Annotated in this window: 16 protein-coding genes and 1 riboswitch; of the genes, 15 read left to right on the top strand and 1 reads right to left on the bottom strand. The window is 57.2% G+C overall.

The window, feature by feature from the left end:
* Window positions 1–224 precede the first annotated feature (224 nt).
* On the top strand, window positions 225–2,111 hold the full coding sequence (locus RWS31_RS07870) for a glutamine synthetase (RefSeq protein WP_265071610.1): 1,887 nt from the start codon (window positions 225–227) through the stop codon (window positions 2,109–2,111).
* A 55-nt stretch (window positions 2,112–2,166) separates the two neighbouring features.
* Here RWS31_RS07870 and RWS31_RS07875 read toward each other — a convergent pair whose 3' ends face one another.
* Window positions 2,167–2,430, bottom strand: coding sequence for a hypothetical protein (locus RWS31_RS07875; RefSeq protein WP_294175387.1), 264 nt, complete (start codon window positions 2,428–2,430; stop codon window positions 2,167–2,169).
* Window positions 2,431–2,569: 139 nt separating this feature from the next.
* A riboswitch (cobalamin riboswitch) is annotated at window positions 2,570–2,744 on the top strand.
* A gap of 232 nt (window positions 2,745–2,976) precedes the next feature.
* Here RWS31_RS07875 and RWS31_RS07880 point away from each other — a divergent pair.
* The 14 genes from RWS31_RS07880 (at window position 2,977) to cobU (ending at window position 17,520) form a co-directional block, all read left to right on the top strand.
* The gene (locus tag RWS31_RS07880) at window positions 2,977–5,175 is read left to right on the top strand and encodes a methylmalonyl-CoA mutase family protein (RefSeq protein WP_314597327.1); all 2,199 of its coding nucleotides are present in this window, start codon (window positions 2,977–2,979) and stop codon (window positions 5,173–5,175) included.
* Window positions 5,175–7,370, top strand: a complete 2,196-nt coding sequence (scpA, locus tag RWS31_RS07885; protein WP_009646212.1) for a methylmalonyl-CoA mutase — start codon at window positions 5,175–5,177, stop codon at window positions 7,368–7,370. The genes RWS31_RS07880 and scpA overlap by 1 nt, the downstream gene beginning before the upstream one ends.
* A gap of 5 nt (window positions 7,371–7,375) precedes the next feature.
* Window positions 7,376–8,560 carry a methylmalonyl Co-A mutase-associated GTPase MeaB gene (meaB, locus tag RWS31_RS07890; protein WP_006193052.1) on the top strand — a complete coding sequence of 395 codons (1,185 nt, stop codon included), beginning with the start codon at window positions 7,376–7,378 and terminating at the stop codon, window positions 8,558–8,560.
* Between the two features lie 3 nt (window positions 8,561–8,563).
* Window positions 8,564–9,133 carry a peptide-methionine (S)-S-oxide reductase gene (locus tag RWS31_RS07895; protein WP_009646231.1) on the top strand — a complete coding sequence of 190 codons (570 nt, stop codon included), beginning with the start codon at window positions 8,564–8,566 and terminating at the stop codon, window positions 9,131–9,133.
* Window positions 9,134–9,300: 167 nt separating this feature from the next.
* A complete protein-coding gene (gene cbiD, locus RWS31_RS07900) occupies window positions 9,301–10,404 on the top strand; it encodes a cobalt-precorrin-5B (C(1))-methyltransferase CbiD (protein WP_264919123.1) in 1,104 nt (367 codons plus the stop codon).
* Entirely contained in the window at window positions 10,386–11,012 is a 627-nt protein-coding gene (gene cbiE / locus RWS31_RS07905) for a precorrin-6y C5,15-methyltransferase (decarboxylating) subunit CbiE (RefSeq protein ID WP_314597332.1), read from the top strand. Before cbiD ends, cbiE begins: the two co-directional genes overlap by 19 nt.
* Window positions 11,009–11,596: a precorrin-6Y C5,15-methyltransferase (decarboxylating) subunit CbiT gene (gene cbiT, locus RWS31_RS07910; RefSeq protein ID WP_314597333.1), complete on the top strand. Its 588-nt coding sequence runs from the start codon at window positions 11,009–11,011 to the stop codon at window positions 11,594–11,596. The genes cbiE and cbiT overlap by 4 nt, the downstream gene beginning before the upstream one ends.
* A 13-nt stretch (window positions 11,597–11,609) precedes the next feature.
* Window positions 11,610–12,368 carry a precorrin-4 C(11)-methyltransferase gene (gene cobM / locus RWS31_RS07915; protein ID WP_009646273.1) on the top strand — a complete coding sequence of 253 codons (759 nt, stop codon included), beginning with the start codon at window positions 11,610–11,612 and terminating at the stop codon, window positions 12,366–12,368.
* Window positions 12,365–13,420, top strand: coding sequence for a cobalt-precorrin 5A hydrolase (locus RWS31_RS07920; protein WP_314597336.1), 1,056 nt, complete (start codon window positions 12,365–12,367; stop codon window positions 13,418–13,420). The genes cobM and RWS31_RS07920 overlap by 4 nt, the downstream gene beginning before the upstream one ends.
* The gene (cobJ, locus tag RWS31_RS07925; RefSeq protein ID WP_314597339.1) at window positions 13,408–14,148 is read left to right on the top strand and encodes a precorrin-3B C(17)-methyltransferase; all 741 of its coding nucleotides are present in this window, start codon (window positions 13,408–13,410) and stop codon (window positions 14,146–14,148) included. The genes RWS31_RS07920 and cobJ overlap by 13 nt, the downstream gene beginning before the upstream one ends.
* Complete coding sequence (gene cobK, locus RWS31_RS07930; protein WP_314597341.1) at window positions 14,145–14,909, top strand: precorrin-6A reductase; 765 nt, start codon at window positions 14,145–14,147, stop codon at window positions 14,907–14,909. Before cobJ ends, cobK begins: the two co-directional genes overlap by 4 nt.
* Window positions 14,910–14,918: 9 nt before the next feature.
* Complete coding sequence (locus tag RWS31_RS07935; RefSeq protein WP_006193064.1) at window positions 14,919–15,551, top strand: precorrin-8X methylmutase; 633 nt, start codon at window positions 14,919–14,921, stop codon at window positions 15,549–15,551.
* Between the two features lie 12 nt (window positions 15,552–15,563).
* The gene (locus RWS31_RS07940) at window positions 15,564–16,970 is read left to right on the top strand and encodes a cobyrinate a,c-diamide synthase (RefSeq protein WP_314597344.1); all 1,407 of its coding nucleotides are present in this window, start codon (window positions 15,564–15,566) and stop codon (window positions 16,968–16,970) included.
* Entirely contained in the window at window positions 16,963–17,520 is a 558-nt protein-coding gene (gene cobU / locus RWS31_RS07945; RefSeq protein WP_314597347.1) for a bifunctional adenosylcobinamide kinase/adenosylcobinamide-phosphate guanylyltransferase, read from the top strand. Before RWS31_RS07940 ends, cobU begins: the two co-directional genes overlap by 8 nt.
* Window positions 17,521–17,676 lie beyond the last annotated feature (156 nt).

Genomic DNA, 17,676 nt, shown 5'->3' on the forward strand with positions numbered 1-17,676 from the left:
ATTATACCACGCCAGCGGAAAAAGTTCCTGCTTTTGGCAGAATTTTGCTGGACAGAAGGAGAAGGAGGTGCTATGATAGTCGCATGGATAAGTATGTTGGCAGCGTTGCCGTATAGCTTTGTTTTCCGCGCATGTACGGGAAAGCTTTGCTGTGCGGTTTTTTTTGTGCCGCTGTCGTTGCAGCGAATGAAATGTCTGCCCACGAAAGGAAAAGGATGGTTGAAATGGAAGACTTGTTGTATGTGATTCCAGCAAATTCCTCGAAGAAAGAAATCGTTCGTCTCTTGGAGGCGCATCCGGAGATAAAGTTTGTTTCTCTCGTCGGCATCGATCTCGCAGGCAATGATACCGATGAAAAGATACCGATGCGCATCTTCCTCAAGGATATGGATGATTTCTACAATGGTACGGCGGTGCAGACGGACGGTTCTTCGGTCGTGCTGACGGGCATTGCCATCTTGAACAACGCGAAGGTCGACATGCCGATCGATCCGGAAGCGAACTGGTTCATCGATTATAATCTTGAGCATTTCGATGAGGAAACGGGCAAGCCCATCGGCACGCTGCGCATTCCGTCCTTCCTCATTCATGACGGCAAGCGCGTCGATTCGCGTGCCATCTTGAAGGATACCCTGGTCTACTTGAAAAAGGAACTCTTGCAGATGTTCAAGGAGCATCCGCACGTTTCGGGCCTTGAGCATATCGACGGCTCGAAGATTGTCGATTTCCAGTTCACTTCGGCTACCGAGTTGGAGTTCTGGGTCAAGACGCCTCTCGAAGAGACGAATGTGGAGGAACTTTCGGCTTCTCAGGTCATGCAGGAGCAGTATTGGCAGCGTACGCACGGCGCTGTGCGCACGGCGTTGGAGCAGGCGGTCATGCTGCTCGATCGCTACGGACTGCAGGTTGAGATGGGGCACAAGGAGGTCGGCGGTCTCAAGGCGCAGATTGACGAGTCGGGCAAGATGACGCATGTGTGCGAGCAGATCGAGATCGACTGGCGCTTTTCTGACGCCCTGCAGGCGGCGGACAATGAATTGATTGTGCGCACGATGGTGCGCGAGGTCTTCCGTGAGAACGGCCTTGAGGTGAATTTCAAGGCGAAGCCGATGATCGGCCTTGCGGGCAACGGCGAGCATACGCATTTCTGCATCGCCGCCGTCATGGAAGACGGCAAGGTGCACAATCTCTTCACGCCGCAGGATATGACGAAGGACTACCTGAGTGCCGTCGGTTATGGCGCGATCATGGGGCTCTTGAAGAATTATGAGGTCATCAATCCCTTCGTGTCGGCGACGAACGATTCGCTCAACCGCTTGAAGCCCGGCTTTGAAGCGCCCGTCTGCATCGTCACTTCGCTCGGCTATACGCCGGAGATTCCGTCGCGCAACCGCACGATACTTGCAGGATTGATTCGCGATTTGGCGAATCCCTATGCGACGCGCTTCGAACTGCGCGCCTGCAATCCGTATTCCAATATATACCTTGTTTTGGCTGCGGTCTATTCTGCAGTGCTTGACGGTGTGAAGACCTCGATTCACCATACGACGGAGGAACTTCTGGCAGAACTTTCCAAGGAAGCGGGGAAGGAAGGCTTTTATCTTGAAAAGGATCGCGCTTATCGTAGCGAGGTCGACGTCTTCGAGGATTACACCGAAAAGGAAAGAAATCGCCTCTTCGGCGCACCGCCGGCGACGGTTTGGGAAAATATGCAGGGGTTTGAGAATCATCCCGAGAAGGTCGCCGCCATCACGGTGGGCGGCGCTCTGCGTCCGCAGATCATCGAGGCGTTCAAGGCGGGCGCTCTCCTGCGCTGGAAGACGGAACTCATCAGCCGCATCATTCCTGAGAACCGCGACATCGTGCGCAAGGCAAAGGAAGTGCAGGCGACCTTCGTGACGGATCAGGATTCCTACAACTGGAACAAGATCAACGGCATTCGCTCGTATCTCGCGAAGGACAGCATCGACGAAAAATCTCTGTTCACGCTTCTCATCAAGGCCTTGCACGAAGGCGATTACGCCGTGGCGTCGGGTCTGCAGGTGGAGATGTATGACAAGATCGAGGAACTCAAGGCGCTTTATGACGCCTATATCAAGAATATGATCTGATGGATTGCCGCCAAAAAGCGCCTTTGCGGGCGCTTTTTGGCGGCAATTGCGTTTCTTAATAAATATGGTACGTCTTCCAGGGAATCTGCTCGACCTTGACCGTCTTTAGAAAATCGACGATGTCCTTTCTGCCATAGTAGCGCGGATTGCCGTCCTTGTCCTGCGACATCAGTACGATGGGCATGTTGCGGAAGAAGGGGGCGATCTCATTGCGGAACGATACGGCGCGAGCCGTGTACTGCGTGACGTGGGGCTTGACGACGACGATGGCGAAGGTCACGCCCTGCTCGATGATGACGGATCCATGAACTTTGATCATGCTGTGTCTCCTTGTGCAATTTTGAAGAATCGTAGAAAATCGTAGAAAATCTATGCAGAATCAAACCATATTTTTATTGTAAAAGACTTCGGGAGTATTGACAATCCCCAATAAACAGAGTTAATATAAAGATGAAAACAACATATTGTTGGAGACAGGCGTCGCAAGACTTAATAGGGAATTCGGTAGAAGCCGGAGCGGTCCCGCCACTGTAAGAGGAGTCCTTCATAAAAGGCCACTGGAGAAATCTCTGGGAAGGCATGATCGGACGATGAATCTGAGCCAGGAGAACTGCCTGTTTTGACATCACCGTCAGCGCGATTTGCGCTGGTACCTGCGAGCGATGGGTAGGGGATTTTGTCGTTTCACGGCAGGCTCTCCGGCGCAGATTTGCACCGGATTTTTTATTGGAAAATGCACTTTGCACGGACATGATGTGCAGAAGAGATTTCCTGCAAGCCTGTTCACGAAAATGATGAAGCCGCCCTCGACTGCAGGGCGGCTTTTTGTTGTATTCCGTATTATTTCAAGGGAGGCTGTGGAAATATGAGCAATGAGACAAAGGGTCAGGACGAGAATCTTGACCTGCAGGCCATCTTGAAGAAGGCCGAACAGCAAACGAGTTTCCCCGATGTGCCGCTCGACGAATTCGAACCGCCGACGTATGACGAGTGGAAAGAGGCATGCGTCGCACTCTTGAAGGGGGCGCCCTTCGAGAAAAAGATGTTCACGAAAACGTACGAGGGCATCACATTCGAGCCGATGTACACCCACAAGATGACGGACGAGATCCTGCCGAGGACGGACTTTCCCGGCATGGATAACTTCCTGCGCGGTGCGCGTCCGAACGGCTATATCGAACAGCCCTGGGGCATCGCGCAGTCGTGCGACGAGACGCTGCCCGAGGAGAACAATGAACTTTTGCGCCACGAGGTAGATAAGGGGTCGACGATCTACAACATCCGCCTCGATTCGGCAACGCTCCTCAACAAGGATGCCAAGGATGCTGAAAAAATCGGCGATGAAGGCTGCAATATCACAACGGTTGAGGATATGCACACGACGCTCAACGGCTTGAAGCTCGACCAGCATCCGCTCTACATCTATGCGGGCGCGTCGTCCCTGCCGATGCTGTCTCTCGTCGCTGCGTCCGTCAAGTCTGACGGCGGTGACCTCGCGAAGCTCAGCGGCTTCGTGGGAGCAGATCCCTTGGGCGAGTTGATTCAGCGCGGTGAGAACTACGCTTCGCTGCCCCAGCTCTACGATGAGATGGCGGAGGCCGCTCTCTGGGCAAAACAGTATGCGCCGAATCTCAAGACGATCATGGTGCGCAGCGATGCCGTTTCGCGCGGCGGCGCCAACGATGTGCAGGAAGTCGCCTCGACGCTCGCCGTCGGCGTCGCGTACTTGCGTGCCCTCATGGAGCGCGGACTTACGGTCGACGAGGCGGCAGGGCAGATGATGTTCGGCTTCTCGATGGGCGCGAACTTCTTCCTGCAGATTGCGAAGCTTCGTGCGGTTCGCCCGATTTGGGCGCAGATCGTCAAGGCGTTCGGCGGCGGAGAAGAGGCGCAGCGCATCCACGTACATGCACGTCCCGCACTGTTTTTCAAGACGGTTTACGATCCTTACGTCAACATGCTGCGCAACACGACGGAGATCTTCTCCGGTGTCGTCGGCGGACTTGACTCCTTTGAGAACGCTCCGTTCGATGAGCCGATTCGCAAGGGTGATGAGTTCTCGCGCCGCATCGCGCGCAATGTGCAGATCATGCTGCAGGAAGAATTCGGCCTTATGCAGCCGATTGATCCAGCGGGCGGCTCTTGGGCAGTCGAGACGCTGACGAAAGAAATTCAGGAAAAGATTTGGGCAGAATTCCAGACGATCGAGGGCAAGGGCGGTATCGTCAAGGCTCTCGAAGTCGGCTATGTGCAGGAGGAAGTCGCAAAGACGCTTGAAGATCGCTTCAAGAAGCTCGAACTGCGCAGAGATCGCATCGTCGGCAACAATATGTATCCGAATATGACGGAGAAACTGCTCGATCCGCGCACAGAGGATGTGGCGGAACTTATGGAAAAGCGCAAGAAGGATGTCGAAGCCTATCTCGCCGATGTGGACGAGACATTCAAAAAGGAGTGCCTCACGGCATTGAAGAGTGCGGGCAAGGGCGAGAAGGCGGAGGCTGCTGTCAAGGCGGCGAAGGCCGGTGCGACGATTGCGGAGCTTCGCGAGGCCTTGCAGACGGGCGAGGCAGCCGAGAAGATCACGGCAATTGGAGCGCACCGCTGGAGCGAGCGCTATGAAGCTCTGCGCCGCATCACCGAGGAGTATAGGGACAGCCACGACGGCGATAACGTGAAGATCTTCCTCGCGAATATGGGCCCCATTCCGCAGCACAAGGCGCGTGCCGATTTCTCGACGAGCTTCCTGCAGGTCGGAGCCTTTGAAGTGCTGTTGAACGACGGCTTCAAGACGACGGACGAAGCGGCTGCCGCTGCGAAGGAGTCGGGTGCTGACGCTGTCGTCATCTGCTCGACCGATCCGACATATCCAGAAATTGTGCCCGAGCTCGCGCCGAAACTGCGCGCGGCATTGCCTGCGGCTATGATCTTCCTCGCGGGCGCTGCGCCGAAGGATTTGGAGCCAATTTATCGCGAAGCGGGCGTGGATGACTTCATTTCCGTGCGTGCCAACTGCTACAAGACGCTGCAGATGCTGCAGAAGAAGAAAGGAATGATTCAGTGATGGCACAGAACCCTGATTTCACGAAAATCAACCTTGAGGGTGCGCCTGCTCATAAAGAGGCGGATTGGCGCAAACGCTTGGAAGCTTCGACGGGCATGAGCTATGACTCGCTGATGGAGAGCACGATGGAGAAGATTCCCATCAAGCCTTTCTACAATCACGATGAATACGATCATATGAACCACTTGGAGTTTGCGAGCGGCATCCCGCCGTGCCTCAGAGGACCGTACTCGACGATGTACGTTTTCCGTCCGTGGACGGTGCGTCAGTACGCAGGCTTCTCGACGGCGGAGGAATCGAACGCTTTCTACCGCAGAAACCTTGCGGCCGGTCAGAAGGGTCTTTCCATCGCCTTCGACCTGCCGACGCATCGCGGCTACGATGCCGACAATCCGCGCGTCATCGGCGACGTCGGCAAGGCGGGCGTCTCAGTTTGCTCGATGCTCGACATGAACATCCTCTTCTCGGGCATTCCGCTCGATCAGATGTCGGTTTCCATGACGATGAACGGCGCCGTTCTGCCGATTCTCGCCTTCTTCATTCAGTCAGGCGTCGAGCAGGGCGTTGACAAGAAGATCATGGCGGGTACGATTCAGAACGACATCCTCAAAGAATTCATGGTGCGCAACACGTACATCTATCCGCCGGATATGTCGATGCGCATCATTGGCGATATCTTCGAGTACACGACGAAATATATGCCGAAGTTCAACAGCATTTCCATTTCGGGCTACCACATGCAGGAGGCTGGCGCGACGGCAGACATCGAGCTTGGCTACACGCTTGCCGACGGTCTCGAATACATCCGTACGGGCATCAAGGCGGGACTTCCGATCGACGCCTTCGCAAAGCGCCTGTCGTTCTTCTGGGCAATCGGCAAGAACTACTTCATGGAAATCGCCAAGATGCGTGCAGCGCGCGTCCTCTGGGCGAAGATCGTCAAGTCGTTCGGCGCGGAAAATCCCAAATCCATGGCGCTTCGCACGCATTCGCAGACTTCGGGCTGGTCGCTTACGGCGCAGGATCCGTTCAACAACATCGCGCGCACGGCGATGGAAGCGATGGGCGCGGCTCTCGGGCACACGCAGTCGCTGCACACGAACGCTCTCGACGAGGCCATCGCTCTGCCGACGGACTTCTCGGCTCGCATCGCGCGCAATACGCAGCTCTACATTCAGGATGAGACGAGCGTCTGCAAGATCATCGACCCGTGGGGTGGCTCCTACTACGTCGAAGCCCTCACGAACGAGATCATTCGCCGCGCTTGGGCGCATATTCAGGAAGTCGAATCCCTCGGCGGCATGGCGAAGGCGATTCCGACGGGTCTGCCGAAGATGCGCATCGAGGAGGCTGCAGCACGTCGTCAGGCGAGAATCGATTCGGGCAACGAGACGATTGTCGGCTTGAACAAGTACCGCTTGGAGAAGGAAGATCCGCTGGAAATCCTCGCGATCGACAACACCGCTGTGCGTCAGGCTCAGGTCGAGCGCCTCGAAAAACTGCGTGCAAACCGTAACGAGGACGACGTGCGCGCCGCCTTGGAAGCCATCACGAAGGCCGCCGAGACGCGCGACAACGGCAATCTCTTGGAATGCGCGGTCGAAGCGGCGCGCGTGCGCTGCTCGCTCGGCGAGATTTCGGATGCCGTGGAAAAGGTTTCGGGTCGCTATCAGGCCGTCATTCATACGATTTCGGGCGTCTACTCTTCGGAGTTTACGGATAAGACGGAGCTGGACAAGGCGCGTGCGCTTGCCGATGATTTTGAAAAGCTCACGGGTCGCCGGCCGCGTATCTTTGTCGCCAAGATGGGTCAGGACGGTCACGATCGCGGACAGAAGGTCATCGCCTCCTCCTTCGCTGACATGGGCTGGGACGTCGATGTCGGACCTCTGTTCCAGACGCCGGATGAGACGGCGCAGGATGCCGTCGATAACGACGTTCACATGGTTGGCTTCAGCTCGCTGGCTGCCGGTCACAACACGCTCCTGCCGGCTCTTGTGGAAGAACTCAAGAAGCTTGGGCGCGAGGACATCATGGTCTGCATCGGCGGCGTCATCCCCGTGCAGGACTATGACCACCTCTACAAGAGCGGCGCGGTCGCTATCTTCGCTCCGGGAACGAACATCCCCGAGGCGGGCGTCAAACTCCTGAAACTCTTGATTGGACGTGCAAAGGAAGAAATGGCTGCGGGGTAACGACCATGGCGAAATACACGAACACGAAGCCGGACTGGGTGCCGGAGAATGCGGACAAGAATTTTGCCACGAGCGTCATGAGCGGCATTGACGGCATCAAGGATCTGACGGTCGGCAACATCAACCCGGATCTTGGAAAGACAGGTTTCCGAAGGAATCGCATGATTCTTGATGTGGAAGACTATGTGAAAGGCGTGGCCGCGGGGGATCGCATGATCCTCTCGCGCGCCATCACGCTCATCGAAAGCAACAGCCCGCGTCATTTCCCGAAGGCGCAGAGGGTGCTGCAGGATCTCCTTCCCCATACGGGGAAGGCTCTGCGCATCGGCATCACAGGCGTCCCGGGAGCGGGAAAGAGCACGATGATCGAGGCTTTTGGCAACATGCTCTGCGACATGGGACATCGCGTCGCAGTCCTGACGGTCGATCCGACAAGCTCGGTGACGAAAGGCTCGATTCTTGGAGACAAGACGCGCATGGGCACGCTTTCGCGCAGGGAAGAGGCATTCATTCGCCCGTCGCCTGCCGGAGGCACTTTGGGCGGTGTCGCGAGGAAGAGTCGTGAGACAATGCTTCTTTGCGAGGCGGCCGGTTATGATGTCATCCTCATCGAAACCGTCGGCGTCGGACAGTCGGAAACGACGGTTCGCTCGATGGTCGACTTCTTCCTGCTCGTCGTTCTGACGGGGGCAGGAGATGAGCTGCAAGGCATCAAGAAGGGCATCATGGAACTGGCGGACGCCATCGTCATCAACAAGGCAGACGGAGACAATCGTACGAAAGCTCAGGTCGCACGCGGCGAGTACGAGCGTATGATCGAGTACATTCGTCCCGCGACGCCGGGTTGGCAGACGCATGCCTACCTCGTTTCTGCCTTGGAAAAGACGGGATTGAAAGAGCTTTGGGATGTCATTCGCATCTTTGAGAGCACGACGAAGGAGAATGGCGCTTTCCGGAAGCGTCGTGAAAGTCAACTGCTCGACTGGATGAACAGCATGATCGACGAGCACCTGCACAACCTCTTCTTTGATGATCCTGTGATTCTGGGGCGTATGCCGGAAGTGCGCGATGCCGTGCTCAAGGGGACGGTGTCTCCCTCGCAGGGTGTGGCGGAGCTTATCCATGTCTTCGACATACATCGTGCTTCGGATCGCCATGTCGATCTTCTGCATCCCCATGAGGAGGGATGATCCTTGTATACGAAACGGCTATATGTCTCTGGCGGCAGCTTCTACGAGCTGCAGGCGGTTTTCGATCATGTGCCCGGCGTCGTCGCGACGCGTACCGGCTATATTGATGCACAGAGTGAGGAGCCGTCGTATGATGCAGTGAAAAGCGGTTGGATCAAGGCTGTCATGGGACTGGAAATCGCCTACAACCCGAAGAAGACAGATATATCGCAGCTTTTGGACATCCTCTTCGCCGTCGTCAATCCCTATGAAAAGGATGGACAGGGGGCGGCGAAAGGGCCGATGTACCAAAGCGGCGTATACTACGTCGATGCAGAGGACGCGCCGCTCGTCGAATATCACATGAATTTCATCGTGAATCGCGGCAGACCTCCTGCCGCGACAGAAGCGAACGTGACGGTCAACGACCCGAATCACAACAAGAAGTTGACGCGTCACTGCTATGCAAAAGCTGCGCCTCTCGTAAGCTTCCATCCAGCGGAACCTGAGCGGCAGCAGTATCTCGCTCGTCATCCGCACCGCAAGACAACGATTGATTTCAAGCGGCTGCGCGAGCTGGGGATATTGCAATAGGAAAAGCATCAAAGAAGTATGGGAAATATCTGTGCTTCCTCAAGCCCCGGTTGCACTTCTTGTGTGCCGGGGCTTAGATTTTATGGGGACGGTCTGTGCCTTTTGGGCTTGACTTCTCGAAGTTTCCTTGTACAATAAAAGCATTGTAGTGTGGAGGAGTGAGTGCGATGGCGAAGGAGATGCGAAGCGGCTACACGACAGGAGCCTGTGCGGCGGCTGGGACGAAGGCGGCGCTCCTGTTTCTTGACGGAGAGTATTGCGAGAAAGTGACGATCATGGCGCTCGACGGCACGCCGCTTCACATTCCGATTCAAGAAGTCATCCGCACGCCGTCGGGAGCGCGCGCCGAGGTCGTGAAGTTCTCAGGAGATGATCCAGACATCACGAATGGCGTTTCCGTCTTTACGGAAGTCGTCGTTCGCCCTGAGGGGAGCGGCGTTCATTTCCATGCGGGGCGCGGCATTGGCACGGTCACGAAGCCAGGGCTTTCCGTGCCGCCGGGCGAGCCGTCGATCAATCCGGGGCCTCGCCAGCTGATTCGCAACGTCATCGAGGAAATCCTCGGCAAGGACGGCAGTGCGGACGTCACGATTTCGATTCCCGCAGGCGAGGAACTTGCAAAACGCACGCTGAATCCGATCCTCGGCATCGTCGGCGGCATTTCCGTCATCGGCACGACGGGCGTCCTGCGTCCTATGTCGGAGGAAGGCTTCAAAAACTCCCTCGTACCGCAGATGGATGTGGCTCTTGCAGCAGGCTTCGACACGCAGATCTTCGTGCCGGGCAAGATGGGCGAGAATGCGGCGGCGCGCTTCGGCCTGCCGCGCGAGGCTGTCGTGCAGACGAGCAACTTCATCGGCTTCATGTTGGAGCGTGCGGCGGAAAGAAAGCTCAAGCGCGTGTTGCTCTTTGGTCATATCGGTAAGCTCTCGAAGGTTGCGGCAGGTGTCTTTTATACGCACAACCGCATAGCGGACGGCCGTTTGGAAGCGCTCGCTGCCTACGCGGCGGCGGAAGGCCTGCCGCAGGAAGCGGTGCGCCGCATCCTTGCGGCTACGACGACGGAAGAGGCCTTGCCGCTTTTTGCCGAATACGGTTTGGAGCGGGTTTATGGCATTCTTTGCGCGCGTGCTTCGGCTCGCGCCGAGCGGTACGTATTCCAAGATCTGCGCGTGGGGACGGCGATGACGACGCTGAAGGGGGAGCTCTTGGGCATGGATGATACAGCAAGAGAGATAGGCAGGGATTTTCATTGGAACATAGAATCGTAGTGGCAGGCATCGGACCGGGCAATCCCGATTTTGTCTTGCCGGCGGCACGCGCTGCCATCGAGGGCGCGGAGGTGCTCGTCGGCGGCAGCCGCGCCCTGGCGGATTTCGCCAGGCAAGGGCAGGAGACGATGACGATTCGCGGCGATATAGATGCCGTCCTTTCGTTCATTCGGGAGAAGCTTCAAAAGACGCACGTTGTCGTCATGGTTTCAGGCGATCCCGGCTATTATTCGCTGCTCGATGCTCTGCGGCGTGAGTTCCCGCCGCAGGCGCTCGTCGTCATCCCCGGCGTCAGTTCCCTGCAGATGGCATTTGCGCGCCTTGCACTGCCTTGGCATGAGGCGAGACTTGCGTCCTTCCACGGGCGCGTGCCGCAGGCGCAAGAGATTGCTTACAAGGAGGGCGCCCTGCTCGGGCTTTTGACGGATCGATCGAACAATTCGCGCACGATTGCACAGCGCCTTATGGAGCTTGGCTGGCCGTCTTCTGCAGAGCTTCATATATGCTCACGGCTGTCTTATGAAGATGAAGAAATCATTCATACGACACTTGCTGAGGCGGCGTCTGCAGCGGAAATCTCTCATGGTGTTTTGGTGGTGAAGGCATGAAACATTTTTTAGGCATCGAAGACGAAGAATTCATCCGCGGCAAAGTGCCGATGACGAAGAAGGAGATCCGCATCCTGACATTGGCGGGGGCGAAGATCGGAAAAAATGATATTGTTTGCGATATCGGCGCCGGCACGGGGTCGCTTTCCATTGAGGCGGCGCTTCTGGCGAAGGCGGGTCATGTCTACGCCGTGGAGCGCAAAAAAGAAGCGGTCGAACTCATCCGTCAGAATGTGGCGAAATTTGGCATCGAGAACATCACGATCATCGAGAGCGAGGCGCCGGCGGGACTGGAGCGCTTGCCCGAAAGACTCGATGCGGCGATCATCGGTGGCACGGGAAGCCATCTGGAAGAGATCCTTGAATTTCTTGACAAACGATTGAAACCCGGCGGCTTCATCGTCATCAACTGCATCACGGTGCAGACGCTCGCGAGTTCACTCGCCTACATGCGAAAGAAGAGCGGCTATCTCTATGATACCGTCCAGGTGCAGGTCAATCGCCTGAAGAAGGTCGGTCCTTACGATATGGCGGAGGCGATCAACCCCGTCTACATCATTTCCTGCCATAAGGCAAACGTGTAACAGGAGGAAGAACATGCAGGTATACATTGTCGGCGCGGGCGCAGGCGATCCCGAGCTCATCACGGTCAAGGGGCAGAAGCTGCTGCAAAAGGCCGACGTCATCATCTATGCGGGTTCGCTCGTCAATCCCGCCCTTTTGGACTTTGCCAAGGAAGGCGCGGAGATTCACGATTCCGCCTCTATGACGCTCCCCGAGGTCATTGAGACGATAGAGAAAGCCGTGGCGAAAGATCTCATGGTCGTGCGCCTTCATACGGGCGATCCGAGCATCTACGGTGCGATTCAAGAGCAGATGGATGCGCTCAAGAAGAAGGGGATTGATTTTGAGGTCGTGCCGGGCGTCAGCTCCTTCCTCGCGACGGCTGCCGCTTTGAAGCAGGAGTATACGCTTCCCGGAATCTCTCAGACGGTCATCATCACGCGCAACGAGGGGCGTACGCCTGTGCCCGAGCGGGAGAAGCTGCGCTCGCTTGCCGCACATCAGGCGACGATGTGCATCTTCCTCAGCATCACGATGCTCGCGGATGTCGTGAAGGAGCTTATCGAGGGCGGCTACGCGCCTGATACGCCGATCGCCATCGTGCAGCGCGCCTCGTGGCCCGAGCAGAAGATCGTGCGCGCGACATTGGAAACCATCGTGGCGGAAATTGCCGACAAGGGCATCGACCGCACGGCGATGATCGTCGTCAGCCGCTGCCTCGGCGCGGACTATGAGCTTTCGCGCCTCTACGCGCCGGAGTTCAGCCATATGTTCCGCGAAGCAAGCAAATGAGATGCGCGGTTTTTACGGCGACGCCGCGCGGCACGAAGACGGCTCTTCGCGTTCGCGCATCACTCGATGCGAGCGTCGACATCTTCGTCAAGGCAGGGCAGGAAATGCCGGCGGAAGTACGCGTTTATAAGCGCCTCGCGCCGCAGGTTGAGGCGGCGTTTCGTCAGTATGATGCGCTTGTTTTCATCATGGCAACGGGAATTGCCGTGCGCATGATTGCGGGTTCTTTGAAGAGCAAGCTGGAAGATCCGGCCGTCCTCGTGCTCGACGAGGAGGCGCAGCATGTCATCAGTCTGCTTTCGGGTCACATTGGCGGCGCGAACGAGCTGACGCGCGAGCTTGCGGCATCGCTTGGCGCAGATCCCGTCATCACGACGGCAACGGACGTGCAGAAGAAGCTTGCCGTCGATGTCGCCGCCGCGCGCCTTGCGCTGCGCCCCTCGCCGAAGGAGCAGATCAAACGATTCAACAGCGCCGTGCTTGACGATGAGTCGATTCGCTATGTAATTGATGAGAATCTCGCGCGTGCGAGCTTTTACAAGAAGCGGCTTGACGATATGGGTCTGGCAGCTGTATTCGGGCGGGGGCTTCCGCCGGAGAAGGAAGGTTTGACGGCCTTCGTCACAGCGGATGAAGGTGTGCAGCGAGAAGATGTCATCTGCCTCGTGCCGCGCCGTCTCGTTGCCGGCATCGGCTGCAGACGCGGCACCGAGATGTCGGCGATACGAGCGGCATTGGAAGCGGCTCTCACGAAGATCGAGCGTAGCATCGCAGATGTATCACTTCTCGCGAGTACAGAGGCGAAGGCGGACGAAGCTGGGCTTCTTGCTTTGAGCGCGGAACTCAAGCGCGATATTCGCTTCCATTCCAACGAAAAGATGCAGGAGACAATCTACGCCTATGGACTTTCTGAGTCTCCTTTTGTCAAGAAAAATATCGGCATCGGCAACGTCGCGGAAGCTGCAGCGCTCGCGAGCGTCTCCGCAGGACGGCTTGCCCTTGCCAAAACGAGATTTGAGAAAGTGACGGTGGCACTTGTATGGGAAAAATAACAGTGGTGGGCATCGGTCCCGGAAGTTTGGAGGATATGACGCCGCGTGCGAAGCGGGCGATTGAGGAAGCGGCAGTCGTCGCAGGATATACGACGTACATCAAGCTCATCAAAGATCTCATCGGTGAGCGCGAGGTCATCGGCACGGGCATGATGCAGGAGATCGACCGCTGCCGCATGGCGGTGGAAACGGCAGCGAAGGGCAGGGATACCGTCGTCGTTTCGAGCGGTGATTCCGGCGTCTACGGCATGGCGGGACTCGTCTTGGAACTTCTCCTGCAGCGCGAAGCGAGCGATCGCCCCGAGTTCGGCGGCGTCATCGCCGGCATCTCGGCGGTCAATGCGGCGGCTTCGATCTTGGGCGCACCGCTCATGCACGACTTTGCCGTCATCAGTCTCAGCGACCTGCTGACGCCGTGGGAACTCATCAAGAAGCGTGCCAAGGCGGCGGCAGAAGCTGATTTCGTTGTCGCGCTCTACAATCCCAAGAGCAAGAAGCGCGTGCAGAACATCGAGGAGATCCGCGAGATATTCCTTGCCTGCCGTGCAGCAGATACGCCTGTCGGCATTGTGAATCACGCGGCGCGTGAAGCGGAGAGCAAGACGATTTCGACGCTTGAGAAATTCACGAAGGAAACGATCGACATGTTCTCGCTCGTCATCATCGGCAATAGCCGCACCTATGTGAAGGAAGGCTACATGATCACGCCGCGAGGCTACGAAGTATGATCTTCGTGGCAGCAGGTACACAGGACGGCAGGGAGCTTGCGGGTTTTCTGCTGGGAAAGGGGCAGAGTGTCACGGCGTCGGTCGTGAGCCGCTACGGTGAGGAGCTTTTGTCGCGCTATCCGGGCATCGTCATCAACGATCGTCCGCTCGATGAAGCAGCATTGGCAGAGTATTGCCGTGCGCATGGCGTCGCTGTCTTCGTCGATGCAAGCCATCCTTATGCGGCGAATATATCCGAAAATGCCATGCGCGCCTGCCGCGCGTGCGGCATCCCGTATATCCGCTATGAAAGACAGAGTGCGCCGCTCAATTATGAAAAGGCGCATTACGTTGCAGACTACGAGGAAGCGGCAAAAGTTGCGGCGAATTTGGGACGGAACATCTTTCTTACGACGGGCAGTCACAACCTCAAGGCGTTTACAGAAGCGCCCGCACTGAAAAAATGTGTGCTGACGGCACGCGTCCTGCCCGCCCCCGAAGTCATCGAGGAATGTACGGCGCTCGGCTTTCGCCCGAGCCATATCGTCGCCTTGCAGGGACCATTTTCCGAAGCGCTCAACGAGGAGCTTTACAAGAAGTATGAGGCGGACGTCGTCGTCACGAAGAACGGCGGCACGGTCGGCGGCGCCGATACGAAATTTGCGGCGGCGATGAAGCTCGGCCTGCCGCTCGTCATCGTCGAACGGCCGCGCATCGCCTACGACAATATGGCGCAGACCTTTGAAGAGGTCTTGGCGTTTGTTCATAAAGCAGAGAAGTGAGGTTACAGCATGGACTTTATCAAACAGCCGATGGAAATCGAGAACCGCAGCATGGAGATCATCGCACCGTATCTGGCCGAGTATAAACTTTCCGAAGCGGAAATCAAGGTGTATTCGCGCATGATTCATGCGTCGGGCGATGTCGACTATGCGAAGGTGATCCGCGTTCATCCGCAGGCAATCGAGGCGATGCAGCAGGCACTCAAGAAAGGGGCGCACATCTATACGGACGTCGAGATGGTGCGCACGGGCATCAATAAGAAGAAACTGGCATCCTTCGGCGGTGAGGTGCATTGCCTCGTAGCAGACGAGAAGATTGCCGCCGAAGCAAAGGCGCAGGGCATCACGCGCTCAATGGCTGCCATGCGTTCCTTCGGCAAGGCTCTCGATGGTGCGATCATCGCCATCGGCAACGCGCCGACGGCGCTCTTTGAGGTATTGCGCATGGTCGAAGAGGAAGGCATACGTCCGGCGGCCATCGTCGGCATCCCCGTCGGTTTCGTTGGGGCGGCGGATTCCAAGGAGCTTTTGGCGAAGAACGACAAAGTGCCGTACATCACGGTGGAAGGTACGAAGGGCGGCAGCCCGATCGCGGCGTCCGTCGTCAATGCTGTCATGTATCTCATAGACAATACGCGCTGAGGAGATTTTGCCATGGAAGAGAAGATACCGCGCATTGTCATCGCCGCGACGCAGAGCGGTTCGGGCAAGACGACGCTCGTGACGGGCATCCTCGCCGCACTGCGTGCGCAGGGACTGCGCGTACAGTCGTACAAGGTAGGCCCTGACTACATCGACCCCGGCTATCACGCGCTTGCGAGCGGGCTGCCCGCGCACAATCTCGACACATGGCTTATGCCGCCCGAACGTCTCAAGGAGATTTTTGCACGCACGGCCAAAGGTGCGGATCTTGCCGTTATTGAAGGTGTCATGGGGCTTTATGACGGCGGCAGGAAGGGCGTGAGCTCCACGGCGGAAATCGCCAAATTGCTCGACGCGCCCGTGCTGCTCGTCCTCGATGCGAAGTCGATGGGCGCATCGGCAGCGGCGATTGCGCTTGGTTTCCGCAGTTATGATCGTGAGGTTAAGATCGCGGGTGTCCTCCTGAACCGTCTGGGCTCGGATACGCATGAGGCGATGATACGCGAGGCGATGGCGAAGATCGATATGCCTGTCTTAGGGGCTATGCGACGCGACGAATCGCTGAAGATGCCGGAGCGTCACTTAGGCCTTCTGCCTGCCGAGGAGAACGAAGAGCGCGATGTTGTAAAGAAGATGGGCGAGGCGGCGGCGCATTCGGTCGATCTTGCGGCGCTCAGAAGGATTGCAGAAGCAGCCGCGCCATTGGCCTCGACGGAGGAGTTGCTTTTTTCTGCAAGGGAAAATGCAGAGCGACAGCCGTCCAAGGTGCGCCTTGCCGTCGCGCACGATGAGGCCTTTTCCTTTTATTATCCCGAGAGTCTTGATGTGTTGGAATCCTTTGGCGCGGAACTCGTCTTTTTCAGTCCGCTGCATGATACGGCTCTGCCTGAGGCGGCGGGCGTTCTCCTAGGCGGGGGCTTTCCTGAGATGTTTGCCGAGGAACTGACGGCGAATGCGTCGATGCGCCGTTCTCTCGCTGAGGCGGCGGCAGCAGGTGTGCCCATTTATGCCGAATGCGGCGGCTATATGTACTTGATGGAAAAACTCGTGGACTTCGAGGGAAAAGAACATGCGATGACGGGAATCGTTCCTGCTGTCGTGCAGATGAACCGCAAACTGCAGATGCTCGGCTACGTTGAGGCGGAGCTTTGCAGCGATACGGTTCTCGGACCGCGAGGCAGGAAACTGCACGGTCACGAGTTTCATTTCTCGACGGAATTGCCGGGGGAAAAAGCGGATGCGGCGAGGGCCTTTATTTTTACGCGCATGAGGAACGGCGCGCACTATGCGGCAGGCTATGCCAAGGGGGCGGTTCTCGGCTCTTATCTGCACCTGCACTTTGCAGGCTGCCCTGAGGCGGCTGAGGCTTTCGTTGAGGCTTGCCGAGCGAGCAGGGAGAGGAGGAAGATGCATGGGTAAGATCGTCCTCGTCACGGGCGGTGCACGAAGCGGCAAGAGCCGTTTTGCCGAGCAGTACGCGGCGCGTTTCGGAAAGAAGGTTGCCTACATTGCGACGGCGGGCGTCTATGACGAGGAGATGGCATTTCGCGTCAAACTGCACCGTGAGCGGCGCCCCAAGGACTGGCATACATGGGAAGCGCCCGAGAACGCGCATCTTGCCATTGAGGAGGCAGGAAGGGCGCACGATATGATCCTCTTCGACTGCCTGACGCTCTACATCAGCAATCTGCTGTGCGCCTTGGAGAATGTCCGCGACTCTGCGGCAAATTATGAACTTATACGTGAGAAAATCAGCCTCCTGCTCGAAGCGGCAAAGAAGCAGGAAGGTACGACGATTTTCGTGACGAACGAGGTCGGCGCGGGCATCGTGCCGGAAAATCATCTTGCACGCGAGTATCGCGACATCACGGGCATTGCCAACCAGCTGACAGCGCGTGCCGCAGATGAGGTGTACGTCGTTTCCTGCGGCATTGCCGTCGATTTCAAGAAATTGGCAGTGTCGTGGTAAACTACACGCACAAACGTCCACTTTGTGGACATTGTGCGCCGCCCTTAAGGAAAGTTGCCCAATCGGCCTGCGCCTTTGGCTTGGCTTCTTGGACTTTCCTAGTAAACTACACGCACAAACGTCCACTTTGTGGACATTGTGCGCCGCCCTTAAGGA

The sequence above is a fragment of the uncultured Selenomonas sp. genome, from assembly GCF_963528755.1.
In the GTDB taxonomy this organism is placed as follows: Bacteria; Bacillota; Negativicutes; order Selenomonadales; family Selenomonadaceae; genus Selenomonas.